The organism is Streptomyces sp. NPDC005551, assembly GCF_042871785.1.
In the GTDB taxonomy this organism is placed as follows: Bacteria; Actinomycetota; Actinomycetes; order Streptomycetales; family Streptomycetaceae; genus Streptomyces.
The window spans coordinates 191096-209326 of record NZ_JBIAJE010000010.1 but is presented as its reverse complement, the minus strand read 5'-3'; the positions used below and the strand labels follow the sequence as shown (position 1 = coordinate 209326).

Genomic DNA, 18231 nt, shown 5'->3' with positions numbered 1-18231 from the left:
ATGCTGACCATCCTCGGCTTCGCCATGATCGCGACCTTCCTGGTCCTGATCATGCTGAAGAAGATGTCGCCGATCGCGGCGCTCGTGCTGATCCCGGCGCTCTTCTGCGTCTTCGTCGGAAAGGGCGCCAAGCTCGGTGACTACGTCATCGACGGCGTCACGAGCCTCGCCCCCACGGCGGCGATGCTGATGTTCGCGATCGTCTACTTCGGAGTGATGATCGACGTCGGGCTGTTCGACCCGATCGTGCGGGGCATCCTGCGCTTCTGCAAGGCGGATCCGCTGCGGATCGTGGTCGGCACGGCCGTGCTCGCCGCCATCGTCTCGCTCGACGGTGACGGCTCGACCACCTTCATGATCACGGTGTCGGCGATGTACCCGCTGTACAAGCGCCTGAAGATGAGCCTCGTCGTGATGACGGGCGTCGCCGCGATGGCCAACGGCGTGATGAACACCCTGCCCTGGGGCGGACCGACCGCCCGCGCCGCGACCGCCCTGAAGGTCGACGCGAGCGACATCTTCGTGCCGATGATTCCGGCCCTCGCCGTCGGCCTGCTCGGTGTCTTCGTCCTGGCGTACGTCCTCGGCCGCCGCGAGCGCACCCGGCTCGGGGTGCTCAGCCTGGACGAGGTGCTCGTCGAGGAGAGGGAGCCGGAGAACGAGCAGGAGCTGGAGCAGGAGAGGGAGCACGAGTCGGAGACGGTGCTGGTCGCGGCGGGCGGCTCCGGCGACGCGGCCCGTCCGGCGGGGACGTCCGGCGGTGCCGGGGCCGGACCGGACACCGGCCGGCCCGGCGACGGAGCCGACACGAACGACGCGAACGACGCGGACGACGCGGACGACGCGGACGACGACAAGGGACTTCAGGTCCTCGACCCGAACCGGCCCACCCTGCGCCCCCGGCTCTACTGGTTCAACGCCCTGCTCACGGTCGTCCTGCTCACCGCCATGATCATGGAGTGGCTGCCGATCCCGGTGCTGTTCCTGCTCGGTGCCGCGCTCGCCCTCACCGTCAACTACCCGAAGATGCCCGAGCAGAAGGCGCGCCTCGGCGCCCAGGCCGAGAACGTCCTCAACGTCGCCGGCATGGTCTTCGCCGCCGCCGTCTTCACCGGCGTCCTCCAGGGCACCGGCATGGTCGACCACATGGCCGACTGGCTCGTCGGCAACATCCCCGACGCGATGGGCCCGCACATGGCCTTCGTGACCGGCATCCTCAGCATCCCGCTCACGTACTTCATGTCCAACGACGGCTTCTACTTCGGCATCCTCCCGGTCCTCGCCGAAGCGGGCCAGGCCCACGGCGTCTCGTCCCTGGAGATCGCCCGCGCCTCGATCGTCGGCCAGCCGCTCCACATGTCCAGCCCGCTGGTGCCCGCCGTGTACGTCCTCGTCGGCATGGCCAAGGTCGAGTTCGGCGACCACACCCGCTTCGTCGTCAAGTGGGCCGCCCTCACCTCCCTGGTGGTACTCGCGGCCGGGATCCTCTTCGGCATCATCTGATGCCGGGTGCGCCCGACCGGGACGCGGGAACGCGTTTAGACTTGCAAACCCAAATCCCTGGTCGCCACCACCGATCCGCGTACGCCGGTCCGATCACGCAGGAGCGGACGAGCCCGGGAGCGTTGCAAGGTCGGCCAGGATGCGGGCAGCCGGTGCAGGGGCGACGAGCCACTTCAGGTGGCTTCCCTCCAGTGTGCGCACGTCATACGGGTTGTCCGGCGTCAGCTCGTTGCCCTCGCGGATCAACCGGTCCTGCAGGGCGAGAGGCAGGCTCGTGTCGTGGGCCAGGCGGATGTAGGTCTTGGGGATGCGGCCCCAGGTCGCGGCCTGCGCCCGGTCGGCGGAGCCGCCGGCGTCCAGGTTTTCGTCGGGCTGGAAGGTGTTCAGGAAGGTGAGGAACTGCTCGTCGGTGCCGTCGGCGAAGAAAGCTCCCTTGAGCGCCGCGAGCGCATCCGGGTCCCCGGTGCGGAAGTTGATGCGGAGCAGGCCGAGTTCGGCCGGGTTTCCGGCCAGCGCCGGGGCGAAGGCGGCGGGGTCAACCGTGGCCATCTCCGGCTCGGCGTAGTAGTCGTTGACTTCGAGGTTGACCGGGCACCAGGCCGAGACGTAGACGATGCGGTCGATCAGATCCGGGCGGGCGTTGGCTGCGGCCGTGACCGTGACACCGCCGCGGCTGTGGGCGACGAGAATCACGGGGCCGTTCTGCTTGGCTCGTTCGAGGATCGCTATGAGGTGTGCGGCGTTGTCGGCGAGCGTGACGCCCTTGATCGAGCCGGGCGCTGTGGCGAGCCCCTCGGGTTCCTGAGGGGACTGGTAGGCGCGGGTGAAGGTTGCCTGGAAGCCGTGGCCGGGCAGGTCGACGGCGACCGAGCGGTGCCCGAGGAGGCCGAGCTCCGACTGGAGGGGCGAGAAGGAGAAGGAGTTCGCGAAGGCTCCGTGGACCAGTACGAACGTCGGTTGCATCTGTGTGTTCACTTGCGGGTACTCACTTTCCGGTCGTCATGAGGGGTGTCTGCCGCAGGACCAGGGAGAGGAAGCCGAAGCTGTCCCGGTACCCGTGCAGCCACTGCGAACGCTGAGCGGTGGCCGTCTCCAGCACCTGGCTCGGCGTTGTCGGTCTCGATCTCAACGACACCGAAATGCTCAGCCCGTAGTCGGCGCACCATGGCGGTCTTGAGCCACAGCCCGAGGCCGTGGCCGCGGTGCGCGGGCACGACAGCGGTGTCGTACTGCTGCGCCCGGGACGCCGCACCCTGCGCGAGCACGATCTCGGTGTATCCGGCCACGGCGCCGTCGTCGTGCACGGCGGCGAGGGTCAGCAGGATGTCACCGCGGTCGGCGAGCACCTGCGCCATGGCCCGTACACGGTCGGCGTCCCAGTTCTCGGTGCCGTAGTCCAGGTCTCCAACTGGCATGTCGTTCATCGCGTTCTTGGCGGTGGCGAAGGCGGCGGCGAGGTTGTCGGGCACCGTGCCGGTCCAGCCCGTCAGCCGGTAGCCGGGGTGCTCGGCCTCGGTGACCTTGAGGACGGCGGCTTCATCCAACTGGTCCAGTTCCAAGAGTAGATGGTCCAGTGCCAGTGCCAGGCGGAAGTCCCGCCTTTCGCAGAAGGCTTCGCCCGGGGCGTCGGCCGCCACCTTGACGATCAGGTTGCGTCGCTCTTCGGCACGGCAGGCAGCCACGACCGCCGACAGCAGGAGGGAGCCGGTACCCAGGCGCCGGTATGCGGGGTCGACGTGGAGTTCCAGTTCGGCAAGGTGATCCCTCCCTGGGGAGTTGAACAGCCGCAGGCCCGCGATGCCGACCGGGCTGCCCTCCGCCCTGGTGGCCAGCCAGGTCAGCCGGCGGCTGTCCAACGTGGGCTTGGTGAGCTGGGCGTAGATCTGCTCAGGGCTGGGAGAAGGGACTTCGGGCATGTCGTGGGCCATCGAGGCGGCGACGATCCGGTACCAGGCGGCGGCGTCGGCGCCTGAAATGTTGCGGAGGGGGGTGAGGTGGATCTGTTCGGACAAGGCCAAGACTCCAAAGTTCCTTTCGGGGGAACGCAGGTCCGGGTTCCGGATACGGACGGTGCGCACGCATTCCGTGCGCGCGACTGCAGGGGTGAACCACTCACGGGTGACGTCAGACGCCTGCGGCATCGATCGACGCGACGCTCTGTGGGGGCGGCATTCGATGTCAGTGCGTCGGGGCGGTGCCAGGACTCCAGCGGTCCACAGTGGTGTAAGCCGGGGCCCAGTCGGTGGTGTGGGCGGCACGAACTGACGCGGGCAGGGGAGCGAGCAGCTTCACCACCGTCCGCTCATCGGCACCGTCCAGCAGCCACGGCAGCAGCAGCGGTGCGTCTGGGCAAATCAGGTGGGCCTGGACCTGACGGAGGCGGCCCCCCTGCTCAGCCGTCAACGCCTGCCGGACCAGTGGCAGGGCCGTGTCCTCCTCGTGCTTGAGGTGCCCTGCCAGACCGGTGGTCAGTGCGTCGGTCAGGATGCCCAGCGCCAGACAGTCGACCTCGGGAGCGGCGAGAGCCGCGTCGATGGCTTTGATCAGCGGGACGATGGCGGCGTGTTCGGCTTCCATTGCCTCCAGAAGGGCCAGATGCTTCGGGTGACCAACGCGTCCGCGCAGTACCGGCCACAGGGCCTCGTCCTCGGCCGTGTGATGGGCGTGGAGAGCCTTCTTGAACAGCGCCCATCCGGCCGTGCCCGGTAACTGCCCGGGGTCACGGTCCGCGCCGGTGGTCATCCGGTCTAGATGAACCAGCTCCCGGCGCAGGGCATCGTGCATCGCGTACATCACGGTCAGGTCGAGGGCATCGCTCATGGCTGGCATCGGGCCTGGGACCCGCCGGCCGGCTCCCGAGCTGGGATGGTGTGGCAGTCGAACATACTGGTCACGCCGATCGACAGGATCAGCGCGGACAACTGCTGCTCGTCGAAGTGCGCGGACAGCTGCTCCCACAACTCGTCCGGTACGGCTTCGGGTACGGCGTCCGAGGCGAGGGCGGCCAACCGCGTGAGAGTCTCGGCCAGTTCCAACGCCGCCTGCTCGGCATCGGTGAAAAAGGGCGCTTCCCGCCAGATGGCCACCGCCGCCTCTTGGCTCTCGCCCGCCTCGCGCAGATTCCGTACGTGGGTGTCCATGCGGTCACGGCAGCCATTGATCCGGCCGGCGCGCAGAGCCACGATCTCGGGCAGTTGGTCGGAGAGAGCGCCCTGGTTGACCGACTCGAAGAAGCTACCGATGCTTATGAGCGCCTCCGGCAGGAAAAGCGCCGGGTCCTTCACGCATGATTGCATGCCACCAACCATCCTGCGGATAGCAACCATGATCAATGTAGACTTCCGCGCGGTTCGATAACCGCTGGGTTATCGACAAGGGGGGCTGAGGGGCCGGTGGAACTACGGGACATCGAGATATTCCTGGTGCTGGCGGAGGAGCTGCACTTCGGCCGGACGGCACAGCGGCTACACGTCTCCCAGGCGCGCGTCAGTCAGGCAATCAAGAAGCAAGAACGGCGCATCGGCGCCGAACTGTTCGCCCGCACCAGCCGCACGGTGTTCCTGACCGAGGTCGGCCGACAGTTCCGCGACGATCTGCAACCGGTCTACGCGGGCCTGCACGCATCCTTGGAGCGCGCCCGGCTGGCGGCCCGCGGCGTCACCGCACAGCTCCGCGTCAGCATCATGCCCTTCAACGTCGCCGATCTACACCCCTACTGGAAGGCATTCCGCTCGCGGTACCCGCACTGGGGACTCCAGATCCGCCCAGCACCCTTCAATGATCTGTTCGGCCAGCTCCGCGGCGGTGCCATGGACGTCATGGTCGTCTGGTTGCCAGTGGATGAGCCAGACTTCACCGTCGGGCCGACCATGTGCACCGACTCCCGGCTCCTTGCCGTGGCCGCTGACCACCGGCTCGCGGGGCGGGACACCGTGCAACTGGAACTGCTCGCCGAGTTCCCACACGGCACTGCCCACGTCATGCCGGACTACTGGGAGGACAGCTACCTGCCCTTCTACACCCCACGAGGCCGGCCGATCGAGCGCCTCACATCCGCAGTCTCGGACAGCTCCGATGAGCTGATCAGCTACGTCGGCATGGGTGAGATCATCAACATCTTCCCCAGCCATGTCACCAGGCACTGGGGCATGTCGCACATTCAATGGCTTCCCCTCCCCGACATGGCCACCATGCACTTCGCTCTGGTCTGGAAGACTGAAGCCGAGAACGACCTCATCCGCGCTCTGGCCGACACGGTGCGCGATCTCGGCGTATTCCACTTCTGACGCAACCTGCGGCGCAGAACTCAGCTCAGGAACCGATCCAGGCACCGACGTCCTGCTGGTCGAGGAATGCGCCGGCCATCCGGGACGGCCCTCCGTATTCACGGCGCAAGTCCGTGTCCGAACCGGCCGACCGCGCCGAGATGGACACGTTGTGCGCCTACCTGTCCGGTGTGAAGGCGCCCGGCCTCGGACGGCACGGAGGCCCGGTACCGCTCGGAAGCCGGACCCCGCCGAGCCGACGCGCGCGGCTGGACAACTCGACACCGCCGGGACGCTGACGCTGGACCAGCACCTGCTGCGTGTCCTGCTGAACGACGACCAAGCCGCGTTCGAACAAGCCCTTCAAGAACGGCTGGCCATCCACCGCGACAGCGTCGGCACCGATCCAGCCGCCCGGACCCTGCTACCAACCGGGACTATCGCACTGGCCGCACTGGCCCAGCTCGCGCACGGCTGGCAGTTGCGGGTGCTCGTCCTGTTTGGACCTGCGGGTCTGATCGTGCTCCGGTGATCGGGACACGGCTCAACCAACTAGAGGCCGACCGCATCGTGGAGCAGAGGCGGGCGGACGAGCTCGCTCGCGACTGTGCGCTACCCCCAGTCACCCGCGCACCACCGTCTGGACCAGCCCGATTCCCCTCGCAACAGCGAAGCCGGACCGAGAGGTGCGCCCGCGCACCACCCGACACGAGTTGCGAGGGTGTTTGATCCAAAGGGCTAGTGATTCTCTGGAGTTCGCAGGGGTGCGGGGGAGTGGCGTCCATAGAGGGCTCTAACCGGAGCTGCTCCCTCTCCCGGCCGGCCTGGTGGGCGGTGCCGACGGCTGCGGAGCATGCTCGTGGTGATCGAACGGTGCATCTGGTTCCCGTTCGTGCTCCACTTCGGCTGCTGGGGCGTCTGGCTGGGCAGGCAGTGTGTTCTGGCGCTTTGCGGGCCGCTGTCGCCCTTTGGACCTGATTCAGAGCCTGCGGATGCTCCGGTCCAGCAGAGTGCGGATGCCGCTCCACGCTCGCTGGCGCCTGAACGCCGCGTTTTGGCAGCACGGTCAGGCACGAAGCGTTCTTGTCACCCCTGAGCAGGACGAAGGTGTTGGAGGTTTCGGCGTAGTGCGGGGCGGCGGCCCAGTTCAGCTGACTGGAGCCGCCCGAGTTGCCGACGGTGGCACCGCGGTCCTCGACTCCGGCACGGTATCCACCGTTCCGGGAGGCGATCTTGTGGAACTGGCGGAACAAAGCCGAGGTTGCAGCACGAACAGCACCACGGCGACCAGGCCGGCAAGGACCAGGGGGCACCCCCCGGTCAGGGTCGAAGCCCCGCGCGTCGGAGCGTCAGCGTCGACAGGTCGGCAATGACGTCTGGGTCCCCGCGACGCCAGGCGTCGGCCAGGCCATCCGGCGGCGTGGGAAGCGCGGCCAGCGGCCGCTGCGGCCCGGTAAGCGCACGCAGCGCGAGGAGGTCGGCGCCACCGGGGGCATCGAGAAGGCGACGAGTGGTCGCGCTACGCCGGATCCACCACAGCCGTGGAACGAGCCACAACACCAGGATCACGGCGGTCGGGAGAACGATCAGGGCGATCGTCGTGAGCGTGGCGACATGGCTCACGGTGTCCTGCAACGACTGTCCCGCATCGGAGAGACTCGTGCCGGCCTCAGCCGCGGACTTGAGCGGCTTCTTCAACGAGTCACCGACGAACGGGACCTTCGAGGCCGCATCGCCGGCGTCGTCGAGACCGGAGGCAAGACTGTCGCCCGCGCTCTCGGCCTTCCGCCCGGGCTCGGCCAGCGTCAGGATCGCGTCACGGACGACCAGGGCGAACTTCACCGTGATCGCGATCAGGAGCAGAGCGATCAGATCCGCGATCAGCTGACGACCCCGGCGCGCTTGGGTCTGGGCGTAGAGACGCATGGACGTGCTCCTGTTCCGACGGTGACATCGAGGAAGGCCGACTCCGGCCGTGGCACGGACGTCGTGCCTGCGGGGGCGACGGCGAAGATCAGCGGGTGGCTTGACGGTACGTGGGACGCGCGGACGATATCGGGGTACGCGCGCCCGGGACCTGCCGCGTCCTCCACCGACCGGCCGGCACGGCCATCCGCGGCCGATCGCCGTCCGTCGACATGGAAAGCCTGACCGCCTGCGCTTCGAGCAGCGATGCGCTTCATGAACCAGCAAACGATCGAGGGGCACCCCTTTCGCCGTAAAACAGACCGGCTCGCACGGGAGATCGCCGCGCGGATTCGTCTAGGAACTCACGGACATCTCGTCATCGGAATCGGCGCTCCGCATCCTCCGCGTGTCTTGCGTGAGATTTGCGGATCTGGCTGAGGCGGCTGGAGTGTTCTTGCCTGTTGGGGGGCGTCGTTGTCAGCGCGTGCTCATCCATCGCGGCCTGGTGATTTTAGCCGGATCGGCCCGTACCGGGTCATCGGCCGACTGGGTTCGGGCGGTATGGGAACGGTCCATGCGGCTCTGGATGACAACGAACGGCGGGTGGCGGTCAAGGTCGTCCAGACGGCGCAGGCTGGCGAGGGGGGGGTCGTGCCCGGTTCAAGCGGGAGGTCGAGCTGTCCCGGCGGGTCACGGGACCCTGTCTGGTGCCGCTGCTGGCCGCCGACTCCGGTGCGGACATTCCCTGGCTGGCCACCCCCTACGTGCCCGGCCTTACGCTCTGCGAGCACGTCGCCGCGCACGGACCGCTGCCCGGGGCCCGGCTGTACGCGCTGGCGGTCGGGACCGCGGTCGCGCTGGCGGCGGTCCACGCGGCCGGGGTGGTGCACCGGGATGTGAAGCCGGGGAACATCATTCTGGCCCCCGACGGGCCCCGAGTGCTGGACTTTGGTATCGCCCATGCCCGGGACGGCACGTCGGTCACCCGGACCGGCGTGATGACCGGCACCGCGGGGTGGATCAGCCCAGAGGGCTATCGCACCGGCGTCGCCGGGCCGGCCGGGAACGTCTTCGCCTGGGGGGCTCTGATGGCCTACGCCGCCACCGGACGCCTCCCGTTCGGCAGCGGTCCACCGGATGCGGTCACGGCCCGGGTGATGTCCGCCGACCCCGATCTCACCGGGATCCCGGACGACCTCTTGTCCCTGGTGACATCCGCACTGGCCAAAACCCCCGAAGAGCGGCTCACGGCCGCCGCGCTGGCCAACCAGTGCACGGGGCTGCTTGCCGCCCAGGGCACCCAGGGCACCCAGGGCATGCAGCGGGGGCTGAGGCGCCGACCCTGGCGGGTGACCTGGTGGCGGCTGGTTGGGAGGGCATGCCGACAGCCGAGGACGACCCGGCCTGGACGCTGGCCCGGCGCCGGATCGCCCGCCATCGCACCTGGCTTCTTGCCGCGGCTGCCGTCACCGGGTTCGCCGTGGCCGCCGCCGGCACGTATCTGATCGTCGATCAGAACCGGCACGAGCAGCGGTCCAGGACGAAGACAGAGGCGGGCACGACGGCCTCCGCCACGACCTCCCCGAGTCAACGATCCGGCGCGGTGACCACCTCCCCCGCGGCAGACGATCCGCGAGCACAGCCGGAGAAGGAGACCCCGGTGCCCCAGTCCGCCGCGTGCCTGCCGGTCACCTACAAGCTGCCTACGGGCCCGGCGACCTGCGAGTCCAAAAGGACATCTGCGCTATCGGAGCCCCGTACTACATCAAGGACATCAACCATCTGTGCGGCGGTCCGCTCACCCTGCAGAAGGTCAGGCCCCACTTCACCTCGCCGCCATCCTCATCTGGGTACGCCAATGACCACGGAACCAGAACCTAGACCCGTTCCAGCGGGTGGTGAGGGGGTGGCGGGGGCTCGACCTGGATGGAATCCTCGGGACGGACGGTCCCTCCACAGCGGACCACAGCCATGACACCACTCTTGAACGTGAACTCTCCGGACAAGGGGTCCATGGCGAAGACCTCACCGAGCAGCCCCTTGCGAAAGTCGTTGATCTTCGAGCACGGGTTGCGCAGACCGGTCACCTCAAGCACCGCCTGCTCCCCGAGATGGAGCAGGGCGCCGGAGGGCAGGCCCAACAGGTCGATCCCGCGCGTGGTGATGTTCTCGCCGAGCTGGCCGGCAGAGACCCTGAAACCTTTGAGCGCGAGTTCGTCAAAGAGTTCCTCGTGCATCAGGTGGACCTGGCGAAGGTTGGGCACGTTCGGCTCGTAGGTCATGCGGAACTGGTGGCGGATCGTCTCACCTGCGTGAACGTCTCCTTCCACTCCGAGCCCCGTGAGCAGCCTGATGGAATCGCGATTGGGCTTGCTGAACGAGTACCCCTCGTTACGGCTCACTGCGGTCACCTGACCAGGCATCCCGCCCTCCACTTGTCGTCCTTCTGCGGCCGGTCGATCCTAGCGGCGGTGCAAGCAGCCTTGTAAGGGAGGCGTGCAGCGAGCGGACCTCAGCGGGCGGATGAGACATGCCCGCATCCTGATCGGCTCCTGATCGACGCCATCCCGTCACCGAATGCCAAAGAGACACGCTCTAGCCGCGCGTGTGCGGGAGCAGAAGGCTGCGGGGCGTCCTCGCCTGTCGCCGCGGATCACATGCCTTGCCTGCGGCAGCCCTGCCGACGGAGCAGTTGGCCGGTGGGCAAGTCAGGAAGATGAGGTAGCAGGCGAGTTTGAGGAACGCTTCGTGGAGGTCTGGTCAGGGTGGCTGTGTGCCGGTTGTACGGGCAGGAACGGGTGCTGCTTATGGGCGGTGTGGACGATGTGAGTGCCCGGTGCGGGCGCTTGGTGGTCAGGCCGACGGACTGGACGATCACTGGACCATCGATTCCGCGCGGCAGGGCGACACGGTGGTGCGCACGCTGCGGGGCAAGCACCCGCGGGCCCATGAGGTTTCGCCCGTCGTGTTCACGCTGACCGGGATCGGGCCCCTGGCGCCGGAGCAGTCCGAGGCGGTGCGGCGCAGCCTGGGGTACGGGCTGGACGAGAAGGTGGTGCTGCCGCGCGGAGCGGTGGAGAAGGTGACGGTCACCGGGCCGGAGTTCCTGGGCCGGGAGCTGGAGAACGCAGAGGTGCGGTCGAGTCCTGCGGAAGCGGGCCCGCCATCTCACCACCCCGGCGGCACCCGTGCCCGTACGCACATCGAAGGCCCTGCCGGCCGCCACGCGCCGGTGCAGGCGCAGCACTCGCAGGGCGGCCGCCGACTTCAGCGTTTCCAGCGAGAACGAGAAGGTCAACGGGGCCGCCTCCTCGGGATGGGCGGGCATCAGCAGCTGCAGCCGGCCCCCGCCAGCTCCATCCGCATTGACCGGCCTACGCTGTCGAGCCCCAGGTGCCTCAGCGTGCCGGGGTATGAGGCGGTGATGTCCGGAGGTGCGTCTCACCCTCAACGGCCGGGACTCCCCCGCCGCGCGCGCCCCGCTCGCCAGTGCTCTGACCGCATAGGTTCGCCGGGTCGGTGGTCGTGGCGGTTGAGTGTGGAGTGACGTCCGATCCGACGGCCGGAGGCGCGGTGGCCGAGCCTGTCCGTGTGCGCAGACTGAGCGACCAGGAAGGGCAGAAGCTGCAGCAGATCGTGCGCCTGGGCAGCACCAGCTCGGTGCGGTTCCGACGCGCGATGATGCGTCCTTTGATCTTCTTGCCGGCGTCGATGCCCTGGCTGGTCTCCTTCGACGTGATCATCCTCGGGGAGTACGGCGAGGAAGCGGGAGTCCGCCGCTCCGGACGGCACCTCGGCGGCCCTCCCCGGCGACCACGACCACCTCGTCGCCCTCGGACCAGCGCCGGCGATCCGCCTTGGGCGGATTGAGGCGCAACCCGTAGCCGGGGGTCCGGTGGGCCTCGGCGCGGCTGCGGTAGCCGATGGCGCACTCGCCCCGGTCGCGTGCTGCCGCGACGACCGTGGCGAAGGACGTCTCGTGGCCGGCCACGACGTAGTCGGCGGCCGACCGCAGGTGGAGCTGTGTGCCGCCGGCCGAGAACAGTTCGTCGAAGACGGCCGCCAGGTGGTGGTTTTGGGAAATCTGCGCCATGAGCAGCCCGATCAGCTTGCCGCTGATGATCACGTCGGCTCCGGGGCCGAGCGGGGCGAGGGGCCGGTTGCCGTCGTCGGTGAGCTCGGTGACCACCGGCAGTTCCCGGCCGGTGCGCTGTTCGAGGTGGCGCAGGACGAGCAGGGTCACGAGCGTGCGGGTGTCCGGCTCCTCGGGGGGCTCGCCGGCCCGCGGCTCCTGGCCGAGCACGATGACGCTGTCGTAGGAGCCGAGGTCCAGGTCGGCCAGGGTCTCCGGGCGGGTGGTGTCGCCCCTGAGGGCCACGCAGGTCCAGTCGCCGCCGTCGCCGCCGTCACCGCCGTCACCGCCGTCGCAGGCGGCCCACACCGTGGCCTCTTCCTCGTCCGCCACCACGTCGGCCACGGAACCCGGGGGTGCGTTGCGGCCCCACTCCCGCAGCACGAGGGGCGCGCGGCGGTTCCAGCCCAGCACCAGTAGCCGCTCCGGCCGGGTGTCCGGCGGCCGGGGGCCCGCCACGGACCGCTCGTCGACCAGCGGCGCGCAGTCGGCGAGCTCGGCGGTGTCGTCGTCGGCGGCGATGACGAGGAGCTGGTCGTCGGGTTCGAGCACCGTCCGCGCGGGCGGGTTCAGCCAGGGCACCCCGCCGCGGATCAGCCCGACCGCGCTGGCGTTGCCGTAGGAGAGCAGCGCCTCGCCGAACTCCCGGCCGGCCAGGGAGGGGTGGGCTGCCGGGTAGAACTCGTCCCCGGCGAAGTCGAGCAGGTCGCGGTGGACCAGGGACAGTCCCGGGCGGCGCGCCGCCTGCGCGATGAGCCGGGCGGTGACGGTGTCGCTCTCCAGGACGACGCCCCGCGACCCGGCGGCCAGGCGGGCCGCGAGCAGGTAGCCGCTGTCGCGGACCGCCGCCACGACGGGGACGGTGACGTCGCCCCCGCACCCCGTCGCCCGCAGGGCCAGCAGTGCCTTCACGACGTCTGCGTCGCTGCGGGACGCGTCGGGCGGCAGCACGATCACCGAGTCGGCGGTGGCCGGACTGGTCAGCGCCAGCACGGCCGGGTCGGCCGACGGACCGCTGCGGCAGATCAGCCGGGTCCGGCCGGTCGGGCCGACCTTGCTCTGCAGGGACTCCTCCATGGCCGTCTTGTCCCGGTCGGCCAGGATCGCCACGGCCGACCGCCGCTGGTTGGCGCCCGCCGCGACCAGTTCGCCCACCACCGTGAAGACCTGCTCCGACCAGCCCAGCACCACCACGTGGCCGCGCTCCAGTAACTTGGAGCGGCCGCGCCGCAGGGCGATGAGCCGCTCGGTGAGCCCGGTCGTGATGAGACCGACAAGGGTCGAGACGTAGACCAGGGCGACCAGGGCCAGCAGCACCGACAGCGCCACCCGGGCCGGACTGCCGGTGGTGCCGCCCAGCCGCATCGTCTCCCCGGTCAGGCGCCAGATGGCCGCCACCTTCCCGGGGAGGGTGGCGGGGGCGTGCCCGCTCGTCCACACCAGCGCCGCGCTAGCAGGGACGACGACGGCCAGGCAGACCAGCACCAGCCAGCCCACCAGGGCCGAGGTGCCGCGCGCCAGGGTCGTGTCGAACCAGTACCGTGCTCGGGCACCCGCCTCGGTCCGCTGTTCCACTGTGTTCCCCTCCGCGCGCAGGTCTGTAGGGGGCAGTGTCCTGACCCGGCCTTGTGCGCCGGGCGGCACGGGGGCACGATTCACCCCTTCGCCGTAATCGGGGGCAGACGCCCGCCCCCGCGTGCCTCCGCGCGCCCGGTCCGCACCGGTTTGAACGGGGTCTTTCCCTCGTCCGTGGCAATTCGGCGCAATGCCGAGCAGACCGGAACGCCGAGCCCGTAGAAGTTGCGGCATGACCGAGCATCACCAGGCTGACGCCGATCATGGCGGCCTGACCAGACGTACGCTCACGACAGCCGCGGGCACCACCGCCGTGGCCGGCCTCCTCGGCGCGGGCAGCACGGGCATCGCGGCGGCCCTGCCCGCGCAGTCGCCCCCGCGCAACCCCGCCCCGGCGGCGCCGTCCGCGGCGCGCGGCGCGGACTTCGACCGCTGCCTCGCCGTCGCCCGGGCCCTGCTCGTCGTCGACGCCGACGGCCGGCCCCTCGTCCCCGGCTACCGGCGCGTGCTGAAGGACGGCCTGCCCCGCACCCGGACCGGGGCCAAAAAGGTCCTCGTCATCGGGGCGGGCCCCTCCGGCCTCGTCACGGCGTGGCTGCTGCGGCGCGCCGGGCACCACGTGACCGTCCTGGAGGCCAACGGCAACCGGGTGGGCGGACGCATCAAGACGTTCCGCCGCGGCGGCCACGAGAAGGCGGCGCAGCCCTTCGCCGACCCCCGCCAGTACGCCGAGGCCGGCGCGATGCGGCTGCCCGGCAGCCACCCGCTGGTGATGGACCTGATCGGACAACTGGCGCTGAAGAAGCGGCCGTTCTACTACGTCGACGTGGACGGCCAGGGACGGCCCGCCGCGCACACCTGGATCCACGTCAACGGCGTCCGCATGCGCCGCGCCGACTACGCCCGCGCCCCCCGGCGCATCAACCGCTCCTTCGGCGTCCCGCGCGCCCACTGGGACACCCCGGCCGCGGTCATCCTGCGCTCGGTCCTCGACCCGGTGCGCGACGAGTTCAGCACGCTCGGACCCGACGGCAGGCGCACCGACAAACCGCTGCCCGAACGCATCCAGGGCTGGGCCAGGGTGATCCAGCGCTTCGGCGACTGGTCGATGTTCCGCTTCCTGACCGAACACGCCGGCCTGGACGAGCGGACGGTCGACCTGATCGGCACGGTGGAGAACCTCACCTCACGGCTGCCCCTGTCCTTCGTGCACAGCTTCATCGGGTCCTCCCTGATCAGCCCCGACACCGCGTTCTGGGAGCTTCAGGGCGGCACCGCCGTCCTGCCGGACGCCCTGCTGGCCAAGGTCCGCGACACCGTGCGGTTCGACCGGCGGGTGACCCGGATCGAGTACTACGACCCCGACCGGGCCGGCAGCGACACCCGGCACGTGCGCGCCCGGGGCCCCCACGTGTGGGTGGACACCGTCTCCGAGGGGCGGGGCAGCCCGGTCGTGCGTGAGCAGTTCACGGCGGACGCGGCCGTGGTGACCGTGCCCTTCTCCGGCCTGCGGCACGTGCGGGTCAGCCCGCCGATGTCGTACACCAAGCGCCGGGCGGTCTCCGAACTGCACTACGACAGCGCGACCAAGGTGCTGCTGGAGTTCAGCCGCCGCTGGTGGGAGTTCGACGAGGCCGACTGGAAGCGGGAGTTGCGCCGCATCGACCCCGGGCTGTACGACGCCTACCGCGCCGGACGGACCCCGGGCGACGGCAAACTGCTCGGCGCCCACCCGTCCGTCCCGCCCGGCCACATCACCCCCGGACAGCGCACCCACTACGCCGCCCACCGCGCCGTCACCCGGGACCAGCCGGCCGCGGCCGACGTCATCGGCGGCGGCTCGGTGTCGGACAACGCCAACCGGTTCATGTACCAGCCGTCCCACCCGGTTCCGGGCAGCGCCGGCGGGGTGGTCCTGGCCTCCTACAGCTGGGCGGACGACGCCCTGCGCTGGGACTCCCTCGACGACGAGGCCCGCTACCCGCACGCCCTGTGCGGGCTGCAGGAGGTCTACGGCCAGCGGATCGAGGTCTTCTACACCGGCGCCGGCCGCACCCAGAGCTGGATGCGCGACCCGTACGCCTACGGCGAGGCGTCCGTGCTGCTGCCCGGCCAGCACACGGAGCTGCTCACCTCCATCCCCGCCGCCGAGGGGCCGCTGCACTTCGCGGGCGACCACACCTCTGTGAAACCGGCGTGGATCGAGGGAGCGCTGGAGTCCGCCGTGCGCGCCGCCCTGGAGGTCCACTCGGCGTGAACCGCGCCGGGCGCCGCCCCGTCGCACTCGTTGATGACCGGAGGTACGAGGGCTTGACGCCCGGCCAGGCTCTCGACCTGATCCCTGCGGAATACCGGCATCCACTTCTGGCTCTGGCGGACTCTGTAGCGGTCGCCTCGACTGAACTGCCGCTCCTCGTGGTGGACCTGCGGGGTGAGCGTGGGCGGTGTGTCCGCGTTGTGGCAGCCGAGCTGTGGGGCATCGAGAACAACCTCTCGGGGGCGAACATGGACTTCGAGGAGTTCGCCGGCGCCGTCGGCGACGACGGCGTTTTCCGAGGCTTCTGAGTCATTGGCCGCCAGGCGGTGTCAGGCTGCGGGTGCGAGGGGCGTCCGCCCCAGCGGACGGACACCCTTGTCGCTGCGGATGCGGGCGCGTTTTCTGCGCTGGGCTGCGAGGACGTCGGGGTGGCGGGGGCATTGGTGTTGCGCCAGCGCAGATATCGGTGCAGGGCCCTGGTCGGCGCGGGTGGCTGCGATAGTTCGAATTCGACAGGGTGAACTGCAGTGCTCGGGTTCTGTCTCGGAGTCGGGCAGCCCCTGTCCATGACGACCGTGGTCCGGGCGGCCCCGGACGGCGCGCGGTCCACGGCGCTCGCGCTGCGGCTGACCGGCAACCGGCTCGGGCAGGTCGCCGCGCCCGCCGCGGCGGGTCTGGTCGCGGGAGCCACCGGGGTGGCCGCGCCGTTCGTGATGCTCGGCGCGCTGCTGCTGTCGTCGGGGCTCGCCCTGCGGGCGCCCGGGGGACCGGCACCGGTCCCGGAGCGAGGTGGCACACCCCGAAGGCGCGGGGCGGGACTGGGCCGGGCGAGGGACATCTGACGCGCCGTCCGGCGCTGCTCCCGTGTCGGCCGGTGCGGATGTGAAAGAGAGTCAGGTGAAAGAGCGATTTGTATGAAAATCGTCTCGTCCGACTCGGAGGAATCGCATGCCCACCTCGACCCTTCCACGCCGTGCCGCCGCTCTCGCGGCACTGACCCTCGCGGGCTCCGCCCTGGCCGGAGCGCAGGCCGCCGTCGCCGCCCCCGTCCCGGCTGTCCCCGGTGCCGCCGGCGACGTCAAGATCCACAAGGTGGGCACGCCCTTCAGTGACCCCCGCGACGAGCCGAAGGTGTGTGAGTTCTACCTCGACGCCACCAACTTCGACGTGGCCCCGAGTCTCACCTACGTCATCCAGTCGCAGCCCCCGTCGCCGAGCGGCGCCACCCTGAACGGCACCGTCGCGCTCGCGTCGGGCGGCGGCCACAGCGACCCGCTGGCGCTGCCCGACGGGCAGTACAAGCTCACGGTGACGGGTGGCACCGGCACCCCCAAGGAGAAGGTCTTCCACGTGGACTGCCCGGCCGACGCGTCCGCGGCCCCGTCGAGAGCCCCGCAGGGCGGTGTCCACGCGGGCGGCGGCGGTCTCGCCGAGAGCGGCGCGATCTCGCCGTTCGCCGGTGCCGCGGCCGTGGGGTTGGTCGTGGCCGGGGGAGTCGTGTACTTCCGCCTGCTGCGCCGTCGCCCCGATGGTGCGGCGTAGGCGCCGCAGGCCCTGGTACCGGACGCGCGCGTACCGTCTCGCCAGGACGGCGGTCCTCACCGTCGTCCTGGTGACGGCCGGCATCCAGTGCGCTCAGGACGACGAGCCCGCTGAGCCGGCTGCCGTCGGCGCGGCGGGGCACGGAGGCGCCGAGGCGTCGCCCCGCCCCGCCCCGGCCGTCCCGGACGCGCGCGGCGCGCCCCGGCCTCGTCCCGATCAGTCGGCCCGGCAGACCCGGCGGCCCCCCGCACCCCGGCCTGCCCCCACCCGCACCCGGCCCCCCACTCCCGCTCCCACCCCCCGGCGCACCCTCACCCCGAGGCCGGCGCCCCCGCCCCGGCCGCTGCCCCGGTCCCGGCCGACCGCGCTCGACATCAGGTATCTCCGCCTGCACGCGCCGGTCATGGACCTGCGGCTCGACCGGCGGGGGCAGCTCACCACCCCGCCGGTGGACAACCCCAAGCTGGTGGGCTGGTACGCGGGCGGACCCTCACCGGGCGAACCGGGGACGTCCGTCGTCGTCGGCCACCGCGACACCAGGACCGGCGCCGCCGTCTTCGCCGGACTGGCCGCGCTCCGGCCCGGCAAGGTCGTCGAGGCCCGCCGGGCGGACGGGCGGACCGCCGTCTTCACGGTGGACGAGGTGCGGACGTACGAGAAGTCGCGCTTTCCCGACCGTAAGGTGTACGGCCCGAGCAGGCGTCCGGAGCTGCGCCTGATCACCTGCGGGGGCACGTACAGCGCGAAGACCGGGTACGCGAGCAACGTCGTGGTCTTCGCCCACCTCACGGCGACCCGCTGACCCCTCGCCCGGCGGCCGGAGCCGGCCGGTCCGCCGCGGGGCGGGGGTCGGGTGCCGCCTGGTCCGCCGCGGGGCCGGGGGCGGGGGGCGTCCGGCGCGCGAGCGCGGAGGCGCGCGCGGGTGGCGCGGGGCGGACTGCGAGCCGGAGGCCCGGGCACCGACCCCGCGATCGCAGAGAACCGGAGGGTCCGCTTTCTCGTATGCCGAACGGTCCGTCAGATCCGGCGCGCGTCTTCCCCTGGGCGTG

Annotated in this window: 15 protein-coding genes and 3 pseudogenes; 10 read left to right on the top strand and 8 right to left on the bottom strand. The window is 70.5% G+C overall.

What is annotated here, in order from left to right:
* Window positions 1–1503: a CitMHS family transporter gene (locus tag ACFYP4_RS28130; RefSeq protein WP_388789077.1), complete on the top strand. Its 1503-nt coding sequence runs from the start codon at window positions 1–3 to the stop codon at window positions 1501–1503.
* Window positions 1504–1596: 93 nt separating this feature from the next.
* Here ACFYP4_RS28130 and ACFYP4_RS28125 read toward each other — a convergent pair whose 3' ends face one another.
* From ACFYP4_RS28125 to ACFYP4_RS28110, 4 genes are all read right to left on the bottom strand, one after another.
* Entirely contained in the window at window positions 1597–2466 is an 870-nt protein-coding gene (locus ACFYP4_RS28125; RefSeq protein ID WP_388789208.1) for an alpha/beta fold hydrolase, read from the bottom strand.
* A gap of 8 nt (window positions 2467–2474) precedes the next feature.
* Window positions 2475–3521: a GNAT family N-acetyltransferase gene (locus ACFYP4_RS28120; RefSeq protein WP_388789074.1), complete on the bottom strand. Its 1047-nt coding sequence runs from the start codon at window positions 3519–3521 to the stop codon at window positions 2475–2477.
* 160 nt (window positions 3522–3681) lie between these two features.
* Window positions 3682–4323 (bottom strand): hemerythrin domain-containing protein, encoded by a 642-nt coding sequence (locus tag ACFYP4_RS28115; RefSeq protein WP_358852427.1) that lies wholly within the window; start codon window positions 4321–4323, stop codon window positions 3682–3684.
* Window positions 4320–4787 (bottom strand): carboxymuconolactone decarboxylase family protein, encoded by a 468-nt coding sequence (locus ACFYP4_RS28110; protein ID WP_358852428.1) that lies wholly within the window; start codon window positions 4785–4787, stop codon window positions 4320–4322. Before ACFYP4_RS28110 ends, ACFYP4_RS28115 begins: the two co-directional genes overlap by 4 nt.
* A gap of 108 nt (window positions 4788–4895) precedes the next feature.
* Between ACFYP4_RS28110 and ACFYP4_RS28105 the strand changes: the two genes are divergently transcribed.
* Both ACFYP4_RS28105 and ACFYP4_RS28100 read left to right on the top strand, forming a co-directional pair.
* Complete coding sequence (locus tag ACFYP4_RS28105) at window positions 4896–5789, top strand: LysR family transcriptional regulator (protein ID WP_358852429.1); 894 nt, start codon at window positions 4896–4898, stop codon at window positions 5787–5789.
* Window positions 5790–5940: 151 nt separating this feature from the next.
* Window positions 5941–6300, top strand: coding sequence for an Imm49 family immunity protein (locus ACFYP4_RS28100; protein WP_358852430.1), 360 nt, complete (start codon window positions 5941–5943; stop codon window positions 6298–6300).
* Window positions 6301–7088: 788 nt separating this feature from the next.
* On the opposite strand, the gene ACFYP4_RS28095 is transcribed toward ACFYP4_RS28100, so the two are convergent.
* On the bottom strand, window positions 7089–7694 hold the full coding sequence (locus ACFYP4_RS28095; RefSeq protein WP_358852431.1) for a hypothetical protein: 606 nt from the start codon (window positions 7692–7694) through the stop codon (window positions 7089–7091).
* Window positions 7695–8383: 689 nt separating this feature from the next.
* On the opposite strand from ACFYP4_RS28095, the gene ACFYP4_RS28090 reads away from it, so the two are divergent.
* A complete protein-coding gene (locus tag ACFYP4_RS28090) occupies window positions 8384–9181 on the top strand; it encodes a protein kinase (RefSeq protein ID WP_358852432.1) in 798 nt (265 codons plus the stop codon).
* Between the two features lie 372 nt (window positions 9182–9553).
* On the opposite strand, the gene ACFYP4_RS28085 is transcribed toward ACFYP4_RS28090, so the two are convergent.
* The gene (locus tag ACFYP4_RS28085; protein ID WP_358852479.1) at window positions 9554–10099 is read right to left on the bottom strand and encodes an MOSC domain-containing protein; all 546 of its coding nucleotides are present in this window, start codon (window positions 10097–10099) and stop codon (window positions 9554–9556) included.
* Between the two features lie 1150 nt (window positions 10100–11249).
* Here ACFYP4_RS28085 and ACFYP4_RS28080 point away from each other — a divergent pair.
* A pseudogene (locus tag ACFYP4_RS28080) lies at window positions 11250–11360 on the top strand (IS630 family transposase); the annotation flags it as partial.
* A gap of 55 nt (window positions 11361–11415) precedes the next feature.
* On the opposite strand, the gene ACFYP4_RS28075 reads toward ACFYP4_RS28080, so the two are convergent.
* A complete protein-coding gene (locus ACFYP4_RS28075) occupies window positions 11416–13383 on the bottom strand; it encodes an NAD-binding lipoprotein (protein ID WP_388789068.1) in 1968 nt (655 codons plus the stop codon).
* Window positions 13384–13615: 232 nt separating this feature from the next.
* Between ACFYP4_RS28075 and ACFYP4_RS28070 the strand changes: the two genes are divergently transcribed.
* Window positions 13616–15640: a flavin monoamine oxidase family protein gene (locus tag ACFYP4_RS28070; RefSeq protein WP_388789065.1), complete on the top strand. Its 2025-nt coding sequence runs from the start codon at window positions 13616–13618 to the stop codon at window positions 15638–15640.
* Window positions 15580–15948, top strand: coding sequence for a DUF6924 domain-containing protein (locus ACFYP4_RS28065; protein WP_388789062.1), 369 nt, complete (start codon window positions 15580–15582; stop codon window positions 15946–15948). The genes ACFYP4_RS28070 and ACFYP4_RS28065 overlap by 61 nt, the downstream gene beginning before the upstream one ends.
* A gap of 21 nt (window positions 15949–15969) precedes the next feature.
* Here the strand turns inward: ACFYP4_RS28065 and ACFYP4_RS28060 are convergent.
* Window positions 15970–16165 (bottom strand): annotated as a pseudogene (locus ACFYP4_RS28060) (IS630 family transposase); the annotation flags it as partial.
* On the opposite strand from ACFYP4_RS28060, the pseudogene ACFYP4_RS28055 reads away from it, so the two are divergent.
* The 3 genes and pseudogenes from ACFYP4_RS28055 to ACFYP4_RS28045 all read left to right on the top strand — a co-directional run.
* A pseudogene (locus tag ACFYP4_RS28055) lies at window positions 16165–16482 on the top strand (MFS transporter); the annotation flags it as partial. The pseudogenes ACFYP4_RS28060 and ACFYP4_RS28055 overlap by 1 nt on opposite strands.
* A gap of 106 nt (window positions 16483–16588) precedes the next feature.
* The gene (locus tag ACFYP4_RS28050; protein WP_358852436.1) at window positions 16589–17182 is read left to right on the top strand and encodes a hypothetical protein; all 594 of its coding nucleotides are present in this window, start codon (window positions 16589–16591) and stop codon (window positions 17180–17182) included.
* Window positions 17169–17984, top strand: a complete 816-nt coding sequence (locus tag ACFYP4_RS28045) for a class F sortase (RefSeq protein ID WP_388789059.1) — start codon at window positions 17169–17171, stop codon at window positions 17982–17984. The genes ACFYP4_RS28050 and ACFYP4_RS28045 overlap by 14 nt, the downstream gene beginning before the upstream one ends.
* Window positions 17985–18231: the final 247 nt, after the last annotated feature.